The 16,421-nt window shown below is 71.4% G+C and carries 14 protein-coding genes and 1 pseudogene; 7 read left to right on the top strand and 8 right to left on the bottom strand.

The genetic code is table 11. The features are described from left to right. Nucleotides 1-38: 38 nt before the first annotated feature. From IE273_RS33990 to IE273_RS33965, 7 genes and pseudogenes are all read left to right on the top strand, one after another. On the top strand, nucleotides 39-1,268 hold the full coding sequence (locus IE273_RS33990; protein WP_229887813.1) for an alpha-L-fucosidase: 1,230 nt from the start codon (nucleotides 39-41) through the stop codon (nucleotides 1,266-1,268). After that, nucleotides 1,255-2,607 (top strand): ABC transporter substrate-binding protein, encoded by a 1,353-nt coding sequence (locus IE273_RS33985; protein WP_189818973.1) that lies wholly within the window; start codon nucleotides 1,255-1,257, stop codon nucleotides 2,605-2,607. The genes IE273_RS33990 and IE273_RS33985 overlap by 14 nt, the downstream gene beginning before the upstream one ends. Next, nucleotides 2,607-3,518, top strand: a complete 912-nt coding sequence (locus IE273_RS33980; RefSeq protein WP_189818972.1) for a carbohydrate ABC transporter permease — start codon at nucleotides 2,607-2,609, stop codon at nucleotides 3,516-3,518. The genes IE273_RS33985 and IE273_RS33980 overlap by 1 nt, the downstream gene beginning before the upstream one ends. After that, a pseudogene (locus IE273_RS45005) lies at nucleotides 3,518-4,207 on the top strand (carbohydrate ABC transporter permease); the annotation flags it as partial. The gene IE273_RS33980 and the pseudogene IE273_RS45005, both read left to right, overlap by 1 nt. A gap of 300 nt (nucleotides 4,208-4,507) precedes the next feature. Continuing rightward, entirely contained in the window at nucleotides 4,508-4,840 is a 333-nt protein-coding gene (locus IE273_RS44040; protein WP_229887826.1) for an L-rhamnose mutarotase, read from the top strand. After that, on the top strand, nucleotides 4,821-5,735 hold the full coding sequence (locus IE273_RS33970) for an amidohydrolase family protein (RefSeq protein WP_189818970.1): 915 nt from the start codon (nucleotides 4,821-4,823) through the stop codon (nucleotides 5,733-5,735). The genes IE273_RS44040 and IE273_RS33970 overlap by 20 nt, the downstream gene beginning before the upstream one ends. Next, nucleotides 5,732-6,727 carry an aldo/keto reductase gene (locus tag IE273_RS33965; RefSeq protein ID WP_189818969.1) on the top strand — a complete coding sequence of 332 codons (996 nt, stop codon included), beginning with the start codon at nucleotides 5,732-5,734 and terminating at the stop codon, nucleotides 6,725-6,727. The genes IE273_RS33970 and IE273_RS33965 overlap by 4 nt, the downstream gene beginning before the upstream one ends. Nucleotides 6,728-7,064: 337 nt before the next feature. On the opposite strand, the gene IE273_RS33960 is transcribed toward IE273_RS33965, so the two are convergent. The 8 genes from IE273_RS33960 to IE273_RS33925 all read right to left on the bottom strand — a co-directional run bounded on the left by IE273_RS33960 (nucleotide 7,065) and on the right by IE273_RS33925 (nucleotide 16,092). After that, nucleotides 7,065-7,802, bottom strand: a complete 738-nt coding sequence (locus tag IE273_RS33960; protein WP_189818968.1) for an ABC transporter ATP-binding protein — start codon at nucleotides 7,800-7,802, stop codon at nucleotides 7,065-7,067. After that, a complete protein-coding gene (locus tag IE273_RS33955) occupies nucleotides 7,795-8,760 on the bottom strand; it encodes an ABC transporter ATP-binding protein (RefSeq protein WP_229887811.1) in 966 nt (321 codons plus the stop codon). Before IE273_RS33955 ends, IE273_RS33960 begins: the two co-directional genes overlap by 8 nt. Next, a complete protein-coding gene (locus tag IE273_RS33950; protein WP_189818967.1) occupies nucleotides 8,757-9,638 on the bottom strand; it encodes an ABC transporter permease in 882 nt (293 codons plus the stop codon). The genes IE273_RS33955 and IE273_RS33950 overlap by 4 nt, the downstream gene beginning before the upstream one ends. Further along, entirely contained in the window at nucleotides 9,628-10,596 is a 969-nt protein-coding gene (locus IE273_RS33945) for an ABC transporter permease (RefSeq protein WP_189819010.1), read from the bottom strand. The genes IE273_RS33950 and IE273_RS33945 overlap by 11 nt, the downstream gene beginning before the upstream one ends. A 20-nt stretch (nucleotides 10,597-10,616) precedes the next feature. Then, nucleotides 10,617-12,200 (bottom strand): ABC transporter substrate-binding protein, encoded by a 1,584-nt coding sequence (locus tag IE273_RS33940; RefSeq protein ID WP_189818966.1) that lies wholly within the window; start codon nucleotides 12,198-12,200, stop codon nucleotides 10,617-10,619. A 202-nt stretch (nucleotides 12,201-12,402) separates the two neighbouring features. Next, nucleotides 12,403-13,065: a DUF5134 domain-containing protein gene (locus IE273_RS33935; protein WP_189818965.1), complete on the bottom strand. Its 663-nt coding sequence runs from the start codon at nucleotides 13,063-13,065 to the stop codon at nucleotides 12,403-12,405. Beyond that, nucleotides 13,062-14,534 (bottom strand): PepSY-associated TM helix domain-containing protein, encoded by a 1,473-nt coding sequence (locus IE273_RS33930; RefSeq protein ID WP_189818964.1) that lies wholly within the window; start codon nucleotides 14,532-14,534, stop codon nucleotides 13,062-13,064. The genes IE273_RS33935 and IE273_RS33930 overlap by 4 nt, the downstream gene beginning before the upstream one ends. Nucleotides 14,535-14,787: 253 nt before the next feature. After that, complete coding sequence (locus tag IE273_RS33925; protein WP_268257528.1) at nucleotides 14,788-16,092, bottom strand: MFS transporter; 1,305 nt, start codon at nucleotides 16,090-16,092, stop codon at nucleotides 14,788-14,790. Nucleotides 16,093-16,421: the final 329 nt, after the last annotated feature.

Genomic DNA, 16,421 nt, shown 5'->3' with positions numbered 1-16,421 from the left:
GAATCGTATCGTATCCGATCTGGTCCAAGATCCACTCGATGCAGAGGGTGACCCTCGTGATCATTCCCGACTGGTTCAAGGAAGCGGCCTTCGGGCTGTTCATCCACTGGGACCATGCCAGTCAGCAGGGCGTCGAGATCGGCTGGCCGCTGGTCGGTCACTCGATCCTTCCCGGCCGTACCGAACCGGAAGCCGACATCACCGTCGCTCAGTACCAGTCGACCGCCGCGACCGTCCGGCACCACGCCGGCTACTCGATGTACCACACCGAACATTCGGACTTCTCCGTCGCGGCGTCCCCGTACGGACGCGACATCACCCGCGAGTTGTTCGACGCGCTGCGCGCCGAGGGACTGCGCGTGGGCGTCTACTACTCGCTGCTGGACTGGAACCATCCGGACTATCCGGCGTTCACCGACGCCGACCGTCCCTACCCGCACGACCACCACCGCCGGCCGACGCCGGAGCAGTGGGCGCGCTTCGTCGACTACGTCAAGGGACAGCTCACCGAGCTGCTCACCCGGTACGGCACGATCGACCTGCTCTGGTTCGACGGGGAGTGGGAACGCACCGCCGAGGAGCGGCACGCCGCCGAGCTGTGCGAGCTGATCAAGTCATGGCAGCCCGAGGTGATCATCAATGACCGGCTGCCGGGGCAGGGCGACTACGCCACCCCCGAACAGGGCATGCCGCGCCGGCCGCCGGGCGGGCCGTGGGAGCTGTGCCTCACCATGAGCGAGAGCTGGGCGTACCGGCCCGACGACCTGGACCACAAGAGCCCGCGCCCGCTCGCGGGGTACCTCAGCGAGGTCGTCTCGCGCGGCGGCAACCTCCTGCTCGACATCGGGCCGCGCGGCGACGGGTCGCTCGTGCCGACCGAGGTGGCCACCCTCAAGCAGCTCGGCTCCTGGCTCGCCGGCCACGGCGAGAGCCTCTTCGGCGCCGGGCCGGCGTCCGAACGCCTCGACTTCCACGGCCCCGCCACCCAGCGGGGCGACACCCTCTACCTGCACCTGCTGCTGCGACCGCAGGACCTCCTCGTCGTCCGCAACGTGCCCATCGGCTCGGTGACCGGGGTGCGCATGCTCGGCACCGAGCAGCCTCTGGAGTACGTCCTCAACGAGGAGGTGCACAAGGCCGACGGCGCCGACGACGAACCCCTCGGCGAGCTCTTCATCACCGTGCCGCCACCGACCGGCGCCCTCGTCGACGTCATCGCCGTCGATCTGTCCGCCCACCGAAAGGACGAGTCACGTGCGGGTCTTTGACACTTCCGGGGCGGCCAGGAGCGCCGCCGTCCTGCTCGCGGTCGCGAGCGTCCTCTCGGCGTGCGGCACCGGTCCGGGCTCTTCCTCCGGCGACGGCACGTCGCTGCGCGTACAGATTCCCGCCGGGCCGTTGGCCGACCGGATGCAACAGGTCGGCAAGGATTTCGAGAAGGCCAACCCCGGCACCGAGGTCACCTTCGAGAGCGTCGACTCCAACAGCTCCCGCGGCCCGAACGTGGCCCTGCTCAGCTCGACCGCCACCCCGGACATCGGCTACCTCCAGCGCAGCACCGGCGTCTGGTCGGCGCTGCTGAAGAACAAGCAGCTCACCCGGATCGACGACGTGTGGAAGGCCGCCCGTCTGGCGGACAAGTACTCCAAGAGCCAGACCGCCTACTACACGACCAACGGGCACCACTACGGCGTCCTCTACGAGGAACTGCTGATCGCCCCCGTCTACTACAACAAGGAGGCGTTCGCCAAGGCCGGCATACCCGACCCGGCCGATCACCAGATCTCCTCCGTCGCCGAGTTCGAGTCCATGGTGGCCAGGTTGAAGGCCGCGGGGTACCAGGGCCTCGGCGTCGGCGGTTCGAGCCCGTACGACCTGGGTCACACCCTCGACGCACTGCTGCCCACGGGCGTGTCGGAGAGCGACTACCAGGCACTGCTCACGAACTTCAAGCCGGGATCGCCGACGAACGTCAAGTACACCGACCCGGGCTTCGTGAACACGCTGAAGACCATCCAGGACTGGCAGAAGAAGGGCGTCTTCCAGCAGGGGATGCTCGGCATGGACACCACGCAGGCGCAGGCGCTGTTCACCAGCGGCAAGCTCGCGATGCTCCAGGGCGGCAACTACAGCTACGCGGACCTGAAGGCGGCCAAGCCGTCGTTCGGCATGGGATGGTTCCTGCTGCCGCCGCTCACGCAGGGCCGCACGACGCCGTTCGACGCCTTCAACGGAGACACCCTCGTCATCCCGGCCAAGGCGTCGAACCCCCAACTGGCCAAGAAGTTCCTTGAGTTCTTCATGACCGACAAGTACCAGGTCAGTGTGGTCGCCGCCAGTGGCTCCCTGCCCGTCTTCACCTCGATCCAGCCGTCGAGGCTGTCGAATCTGGGCGACCTGGTGCAGCAGCAGTTCGAGCTGTCGAGGTCCGTCGGGCTGGTCAACATCTGGGACTCGACCGTGCCGTCCACACTCGGACAGGGCTTCGCCGTACCGGTGTTGCAGAAACTCGTCGCCGGCAAGCTGACCCCGGCTCAGGCTGCCCAGCAGTTCCAGACCGGGCTGGAGAACCTGCGCTCCGGCAAGGTCTCGGGGGCGACGGACTGATGGCCGCCCGAGGAAGGGCTCCGGTCGCGGCCCAGGGGCCGCGCCGGAAGGCGCACACGTTCCCCGCCTTCATCGTCGTACCGGCGCTGGCGCTGATGGCCCTGCTCATCGCCTACCCGGTGGTGGAGTCCGTGCGCATCAGCCTCGGCTCATGGGACGGCATCGGACCGGTCGCCTACCGAGGAGTGGCCAACTACCGGCGGCTCATCGGCGACTCGCTGGTCCGGCAGTCCATCGTGACGAGCCTGGTGTTCTTCGTCGGCACCGTGCTCTTCACCGTGGTGATCGCGACCTTGCTCGCCAACGCGATCAACCGGAAGGTCCCCGGCGCCCGCTTCTTCAAGGCTGTCTGGTTCCTGCCGGTCATCGTCCCGGTCAGTGTCGCGGGTGTCTTCTGGTCCAACTCGTTCCAGCCCTCGACCGGCGTGGTGAACACGGTGCTGGGCTCCCTCGGACTCGGCGACGGACACGCATGGCTCGCGTCGCCCACGACCGCGCTGATCGTGACCGTCTTCGTCGCGGTGTGGACGCAGACCGGGTACGCGATGCTGATCCTGCTGGGCGCGATGGACACCATCTCCCCCGAGGTCCACGAGGCGGCCACGCTCGACGGCGTGTCCGAGGCCGGACGGCTGCTGCGGATCACACTGCCGAACATCGTGCCGATGCTCGGCACGGTCACGACCCTGATGTCGGTGTTCTCCTTCAACGCCTTCGGCATCATCTACGCGATGACGCGGGGCGGCCCCGGCAACGCCACGAGCATCCTGCCGGTACTCGTGTACAAACAGTCGTTCATCGACCAGGACTACGGCTACGGCTCGGCCACCGCCGTCGTGACGACGCTGATCGTCAGTGTGATCGGTGTCCTGGTCCTCCACCTGTTCCGTCAGCAGCGGCTGGAGGCGTGATGACGGCACCGACGATCACGCCTCGGCAGGCGCGGCTCCGGAAGGCCGACACGGCGGCACGCACACGCCGACACGGACGGCGCGGGCGACGCGGCCCGTTGTGGTGGCTCGGATACCTGTTGCTGCTCGTCTGGACGCTGGTCACCCTCGTCCCGTTCCTGTCGATGCTGTTGCTGTCGCTGCATCCGACGGCCGACGTCTACGCCCATCCGCTGGGACTCGACGGTCGCTGGACGCTGTCGAACTACGCCTCCGCCTGGCGCGGGACCGTCGGCGGGGCACCGCTGTCGACCTACCTCGTCAACAGCGTGCTGGTCACGGCGTTCAGCCTTGCCATCGGCGTGATCTGCGGCGGCCTCGCCGGCTACGGCATGGCCCGGGCGACGCGCAGGCTGTCGGGCGCGGTCAGCCGCGTCATGGTGCTCGCGTTGAGTATTCCGCTGGTCGTCACACTGATCCCGACGTTCGAACTCCTGGGCAGGTACCGCCTGCTCAACAGTGTGCTCGGCATCTCGCTGGTGTACGCGGCGTTCATCACACCGACCATCGCCCTGATCATGCGGTCGGTCTTCGCCGCCGTGCCGCGCGAACTGCTCGAAGCGGCCAGGATCGACGGGTGCGGGGAGTTCGCCGCGCTGATGCGCATCGTCCTGCCGGTCAGCAAGGGCGGCTTCATCTCGGTCGCGATGCTCGGACTGATCTTCGTCTGGAGTGAGGTGCAGTTCGGGGTGGTGCTGCTGACCCGCCCGCAGAGCCGCACACTGTCGGTCGGACTGCTCTCCTTCCAGGGACAGTTCGTCAGCGATCAGGGCCTTCTTCGCCGGCCTCGCCATGGCGACCTTCCCCGTCGTCATCCTCTTCCTCATCTTCCAGCGCTACGTCACGAGCGGCATCACGCTGGGCGCCCTCAAGTGAGCGCTCCCGCACCCCGACGCGGGAACCACGGCACAAGACCCGAATCGGAACCGGAATCGAACCGAGGAGCTTCGATGGAACGAGTGGCCTCCGTCATCCGGCTGCGGCCGGAGAGGGAACGAGAGTACCGGGAACTGCACGCGGCCGTGTGGCCGGACGTGCTGGCCGCGCTGCACCGCGCCCACATCGGCAACTACTCGATCTTCCTGCGGGACGGTCTGCTGTTCAGCTACTACGAGTACACCGGGAACGACCTGCGCGCCGACCTGACACGGCTCGCCGAGGACGAGGCGACGCGGCGGTGGTGGCGGCTGACCGATCCGTGCCAGCAGCCGGTCGCCTCCGCGGCGGACGGCGAGTGGTGGGCACCGATGAAGGAGGTCTTCCATGACGACGGACCCCGCTGAAGCCACCGACAGCGTGGTGAGGCCGCCCCGCGTCGACGCGCATCACCACGTCTGGGACCTGTCCGTCCGGGACCAACCCTGGACGCGTGAACTGCCCGGGCTGCGCCGTGACTTCACCTTGGCCGACCTCGAACCGGAGCTCGACGCGCACGGCATCGACGCCACCGTGGTCGTCGAGACGGTCGACTCCGCGGACGAGACCGTGGAACTGCTGCGGCTGTACGCACGCGCCGGCCGCGTCGCGGGTGTCGTCGGCTGGGCCGACCTCACGACTCCCGACCTCGCCGCCACCCTGGACCGGCTGCGCGCGGCCGAGGGCGGTACAGGACTGGTCGGCCTGCGGCACCAGGTCCAGCTCGAACCGCCCGGCGCGGCGGACGGCGACTGGCTGCTGCGCCGGGACGTCGCCGTCGGCCTGGACGTCCTGGGCGAGCGCGGCCTGGTGTTCGACCTGATCGTCACCGCCGCACAGCTCCCCTCGGCGATCGAGGCGGTGCGGCGCCACCCCGGCACGTCCTTCGTCCTCGACCATGCGGGCAAGCCACCCATCGCGGCGGGCGCGGTCGAGCCCTGGGCGGCCCGCATGCACGAGCTCGCGGCCCTGCCGAACGTCGCGGTGAAGTTCTCCGGCCTGCTCACCGAGGCCGGCGACGGGCAGCGGGACGTCGCACACCTGCTGCCGTACGCCGGGCCGCTGCTCGCGGAGTTCGGTGCCCGGCGGCTGATGTTCGGCTCGGACTGGCCGGTGTGCACCCTGGCCGCCGACTACGGGCACACCCTGTCGATCACGGCGGCGCTGCTTCGGACGCTCGACGACGCGGAACGGGCCGCCGTGTACGGAGGTACCGCGATCCACTGGTACGGGCTGGCCGTCGGGAGCGGGGCCGTGGAGTGAACCGCCGGCGGATCGGACGGACCGGCGTCCACGTGAGCGAACTCGGCTTCGGCAGCGCGCCGATCGGGAACCTGTTCACCGCCGTCGACGACGAGCGGGCACAGGCCACCGTCGACGCGGCCTGGCAGGCCGGCATCCGGTACTTCGACACGGCACCCCACTACGGGCTCGGCCTGGCCGAGCGCAGGCTCGGCCGGGCGCTGGCGTCCAGGCCCCGCGCCGAATACGTGATCTCCACGAAGGTCGGGCGACTCCTCGTCCCCAACGACGATCCGCGCGGCACGGATCTCGCATCGGGGTTCGCCGTGCCGGACACACTGCGGCGTGAGCTCGACTACTCACCCGCCGGGGTCAGACGCGGCATCGAGGACAGCTTGAACCGGCTGGGCGTCGACCACATCGACATCGCCCTCGTCCACGATCCCGACCTGCACGTCGAGCAGGTGATCGCCGAGACGGTGCCGGAACTGCTCCGGATGCGCGAGGAGGGCCTGGTCGCGGCGGTCGGAGTCGGCATGAACCATTGGCAGCCGCTCACGCGGATCGTGGACCGTTGCGACGTGGACGCCGTGATGCTCGCCGGACGCTGGACCCTGCTCGACCGCTCCGGCGAGCCGCTGCTGCGCCGCTGCGCCGAACGCGGCGTGTCGGTGCTGGCGGCGGCGCCGTTCAACTCCGGCATCCTCGCGCGCGGTGAGCCGGGCCCGGACGACACCTTCGACTACGCGCCGGTGACCGAGCCGGTACTGCACCGCGCCCGAGAACTCGCCGCACTCTGCCGGGCCGCGGGCACCGAGTTGGCGCACGCCGCGCTCCGCTTCCCACTGCGGCGGCCGGAGGTGGCGTCGGTGGTCGCCGGCATGGCCTCCGCCGATCAGGCGCGCCTGGCAGCGCGGCGGATCGACGAGCCCGTCCCCGACGCGCTGTGGCCGCGGCTGCACCCCGCGGCGCCGCTGTCCGACGGCGCGTTCAGCCGGCCGCCGTCGCCGTGAGCGCGGTCCGGGCCACCACTTTCCGACGACAGGAAAACCGCACCACCATGAACGACGACCGACCACAAGCACGCCTGGACCGGGCCGTGCGCGAGCGCATCGAGCCGTCCGCGCACCAGGACCGTGTGCCGCTCACCGTGGCGGCGCGGCCCGTGCCCGGCGAACCGGTCCCGTGGCCGGCTAACGCACGAGAACACCTCCTGGGACGAGGCGCGCTACGAGCTGTGCGCCCACCGGTGGGTCCACGCGGCCGAGCACGGCTTCTGCGTCGTCCTGGCCGACGCGACGACCGGGCCGGCCGGTCCCGCGCGGCGGCGTTGACCCTGTGATCGTCTCCTCATCTGTCACCGGCAGGCGGCACATCGGCGGGCTGCTGGGGGCCGGAGGTCCGCGGGAGCCCTGGCGTGGCCGGCGGGATCCGGCCGGTGACCTCCTGCCAGCGCAGGACGCGGTCGCACCAGCGGCGCAGGAGGGTGTGGTCGTGGCCCACGGCGAGCAGGCCGGCGCCGGTGGCGGCTCTGTAGTCTTCGACGGCCGCCACCAGTGCGGCGGTGGTGGAGGCGTCCAGCATGGCGGTCATCTCGTCGCAGACCAGCCAGCGGGGGCGCAGGACCAGGGCGCGGGCGAGGCAGGCGCGTTGCAGCTGACCGTCGCTGACTTCGTGGGGGCGGCGGTCCAGCAGGTCCCGGGTCAGGCCGACGGCCGGGGCCAGTTCCGCCACGCGCTGCGGTATTTCGTCGCGTCGACCGGTGGCGCGCAGGGGTTCGGCGATCAGGTCGGCGAGCCGCAGCCGGGGGTCGGCGGAGAGCCGGGGCTGCTGGAAGACCACGCCGACGGCGGTGCGCAGACCGCGCGGGGCGCGGTGCCGCCAGCGTCGTACCGGTTCGCCGTCGAGGAGGACGGTGCCCGACTCGGGGCGGTGCAGCAGGGCCGCGACGCGGGCGAGGGTGGACTTGCCGCAGCCACTGGGGCCGAGCAGGCCGATGGCCTCGCCGCGGGCGACGGTCAGGGAGGCGTCGCGGACGACGGGGGCTTCGCGGTCGTATCCGGCTGTGATGTCACGCAGTTCAAGCACGGAGGTCCTCCGGCACGTGCGGGTGGTGGCAGGAGATGCCGCCGGTCGACGGTGGGAGGGTGGCGCAGGCGTCGGTGGCCCGTGCGCAGCGCGGGGCGAAGGCGCAGCCGTCGGGAAGCGCGCCGAGTGCGGGCGGCATACCGGGGATCGGGGTGAAGGCGCGGTCGGGCAGGGCCTGGAGAAGGCCGCGGCCATAGGGGTGGCGGGGGCCTGCGACGCCGAAGAAGGTCTCCGCGTCGGCGAGTTCGACGATCCGGCCGGCGTACATCACGGCCACACGGTCGGCGATGCGCTCGGCGGCGGCCAGATCGTGCGTGATCATCAGCAGGGCCCGTTGGCCGTCGTCCACATGGCGTCGCAGTTCGTCCACCGTGTGGTCCACGAGGTCGCGGTCGAGTCCCGTGGTCGGTTCGTCGGCGAGCAGGAGAGGTGCCTCGCCGACGAGAGCGAGGGCCGTGGCGGCACGCTGGGCCAGGCCGCCGGAGAGCTGGTGCGGGTGGTGATCGAGGTGGTCGGCGGGGAACGCGGCGCGTTCGGCGGCCCTTTCGGCTGCGGCTCGCACGGCGGCGCGCCCTCGTGCACCGCTCACCGCACGGACGGTCTCCTCCAGGTGGGAGCGGATGGTGCGCACGGGGGTGAGATGGGCGGCCGGGCTCTGCGGGATGAGTCCGATCAGCCGGCCCCGTACCGTCCGGGCGAGGGTGCGTTCGTCGGCCGAGAGCAGGTCCAGGTCGCCGAGGCGCGCCTCGCCCGCGCCCTGGGCGTTGGCGGGCAGGAGACCCAGGAGGGCGGAGGCGAGGACCGACTTGCCACAGCCGCTCTCGCCGATCAGAGCCAGGCATTCGCCGGCGGCCACGTCGAAGTGGGCGTCGGTGACCGCGGCGATCCGGCGCCCCGCGGGCATGAGGAAGCGTACGGACAGCCCGCGTACCGAGAGGACCGGTGTTCGGTCGGTCACAGCATCAGCTCCGATCGGCGGCGGGGATCGATCCGCTCCCGCCAGGCACCGGCGAGGCCGGCGACGGCCAGTGTGGGGACGATGATGAACAGACCCGGGAAGAGGGTGGGCCACCACTGCCCGGCAAGGAGCGAGCTCCGCCCGCCCTGAACGAGGTTGCCGAGGCTGGCCATGTGGGTCGGCAGTCCCAGCCCGAGGAAGGACAGCGCCGACTCGTGCCACATGGCGTGCGGCACCATCAGCACGGCGGCCAGCGCCGCCCGGGGCAGCACGGCGGGCAGCAGGTGCCGTACCGCCACCCGCCACCGGGACGCGCCCCCGGAGACGGCGGCGTCGATGTACGGGCGCGAGCGCAGGGACAACACCTCGGCGCGCACGATCCGGGCGGTGGACAGCCAGTGGGTGAGCGCTACCGAGACCACCACCGGCCATACCCCGGGCCGGAACATGGCCACGATGAAGATGCCGAGCAGCAGGTGCGGCACGGACGCGATCGTGTCGACGACCCGCATGACACCCTGGTCGACCCAGCCGCCCAGCGCTCCGGCGGTCGCTCCGACGGCGGTGCCGATCACGGTGGCGACGAGGGCCGCGGCGACGCCGACGAGCAGGGAGATCCTGAGGCCGTAGACACAGCGCAGCAGCAGGTCCCGGCCCAGATCGTCGGTGCCGAAGGGGTGGGCCCAGCCCGGTGGCAGCAGCTTCGAGCCCAGGTCGACGGTCTGCTGGTCGAGCCGGACCAGTGGCGGCACGAGGAGGACGGCGAGAACGGTGACGGCGACCAGGGCCGCGGAGACGCGCAGTCGCACGGCAGTGGTCGAGCGGCGGCGGACACCGTACGACCGCCAGGCGGGCTCGGCCGCGGATTCACATGTCACGGAACTCCACCCTCGGATCGAAGAGGCCGTAGAGCAGGTCGGCGAGGAGGTTTCCGACGAGCACCGCGGCGGTGGCCAGGGTCGTCAGGGCGGCGAGCAGCGGGAAATCGACGGCTGCGGCGGCCTCGACGGTGGCCGCTGCGATACCCGGCCAGCTGAAGACGCTCTCCACCAGCAGGGCACCGGTGATGAGTTCGGGCACCCGGGAGCCGACCAGGGTGAGGACCGGCAGCAGTCCGGAACGCAGGGCATGACCGAGCAGGACGGTACGCTCGCTCACCCCCCTGGCCCGCGCGCCGCGTACGGGATCCTCGGCGAGCGCGTCACCGACCCCCTGGCGGACGTACAAGGTGAACCAGGGGAGCTGGGAGACCGCCAGCACCCCGGTCGGCAGCACGAGATGGCCGGCCACCTGCGAGAACGTGACCTGCTCGCTCGCGGTGTCGGTGAGCCCGCCGGCCGGGAGCACGCCCGATCGAAGGGCGAACAGCCAGACGGCCAGCAGGGCGAGCCAGAAGACGGGTGCCGCCTCCAGGGAGTACGTGAGGGAGGTGACGGCCCGGTCGAGCGCGGAACCGGGGCGGCGGGCCGCCAGCACCCCGAGCACCGTGCCCGTCAGTACCGCCACCACGAACGCGGCCCCGCACAGGAGGCTGGACCACACCAGGCGTTCGCCGATGACCTGGGCGACCGGCTGCCGCATGACGCTGGACTGGCCGAGGTCACCGCCGAGCGCGGCGGTCAGCCAGTGCCACCAGCGGGAGGTGAACGGCTGGTCCACGCCCAGGTTCTCCCGCAGCCGTTCCAGGGTCCGCGCGTCCGAGCCGAACGCCGCCGTGCCGGCGTACGCCTTGACCGGGTCGAAGGGGGAGGCGGCGGCGATCGCGAAGACGCCGAAGGTGACGATGAGCAGTACGGGGACGAAGAACAGCAGCCGGCGACCCGCCAGCCGGGCCATCGCCGCCCACGGGAGCCGGTTCACTTCTTCGGCTGCCAGGCCTCGACGTCCCACCACGGACCGCTGGCGAAGCCGTGCTCGTGCGGCTCGACCTGCGTGGTCAGCCCGTCCCACCGGTCGGCGAGAACGTAGAGGTGATCGATGTGGGTGAGGAAGGTGTAGCCGGGGTTCTTCACCAGTTCACGCTGGAGCCTGTCGTACGCGGCCTCGCGGGTCGCCGTGTCGGAGCTGTGGCGGCCGGTGTCGAGTGCCTTGTCCACGTCCCGGTCGTCGTAGCGGGCCATGTTGTTGAAGCCGTCGCCCGCGAGCGAGGAGTGCAGCAGGGTGTAGAGGCCGTAGTCGGGGTCGCCGCTGGTTCCGAAGCCGGCGAGGACCGCGTCGTTCTCCATGCGCGGTTCGATGACGTCCCAGGTGGCGCTCTCCACCTTCACCTCGATGCCGGCCCTTTCGGCGTCGGAGGCGTATGCCAGGGCATGGTCCTGACGGACCTTGTCGCCGGAGGGGTAGAGGAGGGTGAAGGAGGCCCGCTGCCCGCCCTTGGCGCGGATGCCGCCGTCACCGGTCTTCCAGCCCGCCTGGTCCAGGATGCGCTTGGCCTTGGCGAGGTCCTGCCTGCGCTCGGTTCCCTTGGCGAACCAGGGGTCGTCGACCGGCAGCGGCCCGTACGCCGGGCGACCGGCGCCGTCCAGGATCTTGTCGACCATGGCCCGGCGGTCGACGGCGGCGTCCAGGGCCTGACGGATCGCGCGGTCGCCGGTGACCTTGTTCCCGGTGGGGAGGGCGACCGCGCGGAAGTCGTAGGTCTTCGCCTCGTACGTCTTCTTCGCCTTCTCGTTGCGGAAGGTGGCGGCGAGGTTGGGCGGCAGGATCGCGCCGTCGAGGTCGCCGGAGCGCAGCCGGGTGGCACGCACGTCGTCGTCCTCGATGATCGCCATGGTCAGCTTCTTCACCTTCGGCGCACCGCCCCAGTAGCCGGGGTTGGCCCTGAACGTGAGCTTCTCGCCCTTGCGCCAGGACGCCAGGACGTACGGACCGGTACCGACCGGTTCGGTGTTGAAGGCCCCGGTGTCGGGGTCCTGTGCGCCGGCGATGTGCTCGGGGACGATGGGCAGCACCGTGCGCCCGACGAAGGCGGCGTACGGGTACTTGAGGGTGAAGACGACCCGGTCCTCGCCGTCGGCCCGCACCTTCTTGATGGCGTCCAGTTCGCTGCGGTGGGGGTTGTTGGTCTCCGCGTCGAGGATCGTCTCGTACGTGAACACCACGTCGGCGGAGGTCAGTGGCTTCCCGTCGCTGAACTTCACGCCGTCGCGCAGGGCGAAGGTGTAGGTCAGGCCGTTGTCACCGACCGTGGGGAGTGCTTTCGCCAGCGCGGGCTTCAGCTTCAGGTCGGCGTCCCGGGCGAGCAGGCCGTCGAAGATCTTCGAGGCACCGTCCTTGCCGTAGCCGAGCAGTGGGCTGAGCGTGTCCGGCTCGGAGGCCACCCCGATCACGACGGAGTCGGCCAGGTCGCCGCTGCCCGTGCCGTCGCCAGGCGCCGAGCAGGCGGCGACACCGATGAGCAGGGCCGCTGCGGCGGCTGTCCGTATCCGTCGGACCGTCATGGACCTCACACCCTTATTGCCTGTTAGTTGCTGTTGCATCTTAGTTGCAATAAGGGTTACCCGGGTCAGTCGGAAACCAGTCCATGCCCCAGGCTTTTTCACGCCCCGAGGCACATCCGCCGCCCCGGCGGGCAGCGGATGTGCCTCGGGGCGGCGGCCCGGACCGCTCCTGTGGCCCGCTTCGCCGCCGGCGCGCCGGTCCCTACACGAGCAGGACGAACATCACCGCCATGCCCAGTGCCATGGAGGCATGGCATCCGAACGCCAGAGCTCCGGCGACGCCTTCCCCGGGCGCCGCGGTTCTCGGGGCCCGCCCAGGTGCCGGGTCCCAGGCGCGCGCCAGGTCGAGAGCACGGGTCAGCCAGACCAGGCCGATGCCGGCCAGGACGGCGGCGAGCACCCCCGCCACCAGCCTCGGTCCCGTGCCCGACAGGCTCATGGAGGCGAGGCCGTCAGCGCCCGCCATGTGCATCTCGTGCATGCCGCCCCCGCCGGAGTGGCCCGCCATGGAGCCGGAGGCGTCCATCGCCGCGACCATCCAGGCCATGGCCGCTGTCATCACGACGTGCGGCCAGGCGGCGAGCACCGCCGCGATGCGCGAGCCGTCGGCGCGGAAGCGGAGAAGCGCCGCGACCGCGAACCACAGGGCTCCCGCCGAGAACAGTACGACCTGGGGCGCGGCCGACAGGTCCATGCCCCAGGGCCAGGCCATCGCCGTCATCAGCACGCCCATCGCCGCGTGCAGCGTGTGGTCCACCCGGTCAGCGGCCCGCGTCCCGGGCAGGACGGCTCGCCACACCGCGTGGACGACGGACACGGCGAACAGCAGGGTCAGGATCCAGCGCAGTCCGGCCGCCGCGATCATCCCCGCACCTCCGCCCGGCGCCGCCGCAGGGCTCCGACGGCCACGTCCACCAGGACGAACAGCAGCAGGGGCAGACCGAAGAACGGCACGTAGTAGCCGATGACGGCGGCCAGCAGCACGACCGGCGCGAGCACCCGGCCGGGCACCCTGCGCCAGGCCCCGCGCGCGGGTGCGCGCCCGACGGCGAACCCCTCCGCGCGGGTCGGCCGGCGCAGCCACCACATGCGATAGGCCCACAGGGTCATCGCGATCACGGCGATGGCGAGCAGGGCCAGGGCGATCTGGTTGGCGAGGCCGAACAGCAGCCCCATGTGCGCGTCGACGCCCCAGGACGTCAGCTTGGCGAGCAGCGGGAAGTCGTCGAACTTCAGCTTCTGCGTCACCTTGCCGGTGGCCGGGTCGACCGCGACGGAGTCCTGCCGTTCCGGCCAACTGCGGGTGTTCTCCGCCACGACATAGGCGGAGTGCTCGTCGTGGGGCGGAGTGACGACGAGTACACCGACCAGGCCGGCGTGACGGGCCGAGGCCACGGCCGCGTCGATCCCGATGTCCTTCTTGACGTCTTCCGTGCCTCCGCCGGTCCCCTCGCCGGGGGGCAGCGCCGTGGACACCGAGGGAGTGCTGCCGCCCAAGGCGTCCTGGATCCGCCCGATGTTCGCGCCGGCATGAGCGGACCAGGTCAGGCCGGTGGCGGACAGGGCGAGCAGGCCGACGGAGGCCCACAGACCGACGGCACCGTGCCAGGACAGGGTGCGTTTGCGGCTTCCGGCACCGCCGCGCGGCAGCAGCAGACGGCGCAGCCGTCGACGGTTGCGCGTGGTCCCAGCCCACAGGGCGAGGCCCCCGAGCACCTCCACCCAGAGCCAACTCGCCGCGATCTCGCTGTAGTTGCGGCCGAAGTGGCCCAGATGAAGGTTCCGGTGCAGGTCGTCGAGCCACGCCCGGGCCGGCAGCCACTGGCTGAACGTCCTCAGCTGTCCGAGCACCTTGCCGTTGTACGGGTCGACGAAGGCGGTGAGCGTATATCCCTCGGGCAAGCCGTCCTTCTCGAAGGTGACGCGGGTGGAGTCGGTGGGACCCGCGCCCTTCGTCACCGACAGCAGAGTGCCGTCGGGGACCGCCCGCCGTGCCGCGGCCACCTGATGGGCGAGCGGCTCGGCGGCTCCGCGCGGCGTCACCTTGAGTTCGTGCGCGTAGAGCGCCGACTCGATCTGCGGTGTGACGGTGTAGGCGAGTCCCGTCACAGCGGCGACGAGGATGAACGGGCCGACGAGGATTCCGGCGTAGAAGTGCAGGCGCAGCAGCAGGGGCCGCAGGTTGCTCCATGGCCCCGGCACCGCACGGGGGGCGCTGGTGGTCGGCTCGCCCGCCGGGCGCGGCGACGGTGGCACGTCCGCGCCCGGCTCCGGGCTCAGGGCCTGACTCACCGGTGCGGCCTGCGCGTCCGGCGGTATCCGGCGTTCGGGCATCTCGGACCCTCTTCTCCCTGTATCGGCGGCAACCTGGTCGGCGGTTGCAGCACAGGAGTCGGGGCGAGGGCGGGGGAAGTTCCCGGCGCATCATGTGACCTGGGTCACCGTGATGGTGGATGGTGCGGCCTTCGTGTACGGCGGGTCGTGCCCCTGGGGGAGCGCTCAACGCCGCGCGGAGGTGGCGGGACGGGGCGACATGGGGGCGCGCCGAGGTCCTTGCCGCTCTCACCGGCAGGCGGGCCGGGGACGCTCACCTGGGGCCGCCCGTCGGCGGTCCGCCGGGCGAGGAGCGGGTGGCTCGCCCGGAGAAGTGGCGTGTGCCGGGTACGAGGGCGGCGAGAGCCGGGGCGGCGAAACAGACCGCCGCGCAGGCGGCGAGGACCCGGCCGGTGCCGAAGGCGTCGATGGCGGGGGCGATCAGGGCCAGCCCGGCCGGGGCGAGACCGTAGGAGAGCAGGAAGTCCAGTGAGGAGACCCGGGCGAGTTTGTCGGGGGCGACCTCGCGTTGGGTGGCGGTGAACCAGGGCACGTTGAACCATTCGATACCGAGGCCGGCGACGGCGTAGGCGGTCATGACCGCGATCGGGTGCACATGGGTCATCAGGCTCAGCGGCGCGAACCCGTATGCGGCCAGACCCGCGAGTGCCGCCCAGCCCTGGGTGCGCGGGCGCCGGCGGGCGATGAGCAGGGCCCCGAGGAGGGCTCCGGCGGTGTACGCGGTGGTGGCGCCGGCGAGCACCGCCCCCGAGCCGTACTCGTCGCGGCTGACCAGCGGCAGAGCGACACCGGTGGCCGAGTACCCGGTGGCGATGACCGCCGTCAGGGCCGCCAGGCCGGCCAGGAACCACGGATGTCGCCGGGCTTCCCGCACCCCCTCGGCGAACTCCTTCAGCAGGCCCGTCCGCGTGGGCCGGCCAGAAGGCACGGTGCTTCCGCCGTCCGCACGTGCGCCGCCTCCCGGCAGGAGGGCGGCGGCGAGCCAGAGCAGTCCGACGCACAGCAGCAGCGCCCGGTCGCCGAGGGCCAGGGCGGCCAGCGTCGTCAGGGAGGGCCCGGCGAGGGTGGTGACACGCACCGCGAGGGTCAGTGCCGCGTTGGCGTGCTGGCGGTGGGCCTCGTCGACGACTTCGGCGGCCAGCGCCTGGAAGGCGGGCCGGCAGGCGCCTTGCCCCGCGCCGGCGACCGCGCAGGCGAGTGCGGTGAGCGGCGTGGACCGGTCGAGGGCGAGGGCCGTCACGGGCAGCGCGACCGCTCCGGCGAGACCGGACCACAGGACCACACCCCTGCGGGAGTGCCGGTCGGCGAGGACGCCGGCGACGGGCACCGCCGCGAGGAAGCCGGCGGTGCGGGCGGCGAGCAAGGCGCCCAGGTCGATGGCGGTGATCGTGCCGTGGAACACCGCCAGCCCTAGCACGAACGGCAGGGCCCACGTGGCGAGGCCGGAGGCGGTGGTACCGGACCAGAGCCTCAAGAAGCCCGGGTCCCTCAGCAGGGATCTCCGTTCCTGCCGGGAAGGACCTGCGTCGTCGGTGGTCGGTGCGGGCCGGGCAGGCACGGTGAGGCACTCCTACGGTCACTGATGTAAGGACTCTGCGCGACCTCAGGCTATTACGATCCGCTGTGGCTGTGACCCCTTCGGTGACTTCTTCTCCTGGGACGGAACGCCCGTGCCCTGGTGAAGGTTCATCAGCCGTGGGCGGCGTCGGGGGCGGGTGTCCCAGCGGTGGGTGGTCCACGCGATCGAGCAGGTCCGCGCGGAGAGCGCCCGCCCGCGACTGCCCACCCCCGCTCCTGTCAGCAGCCTGGCCGCCGCCCAGGCCCCGCTGGACGGATACTCGGTAGACGGTGACGGACACCCCGCACAGGCCGCGTGCGTCCACCGCG

The sequence above is a fragment of the Streptomyces olivaceoviridis genome, assembly GCF_014650115.1.
Lineage (GTDB): Bacteria > Actinomycetota > Actinomycetes > Streptomycetales > Streptomycetaceae > Streptomyces > Streptomyces olivaceoviridis.
This window is presented reverse-complemented; position numbering and strand designations above follow the sequence as displayed.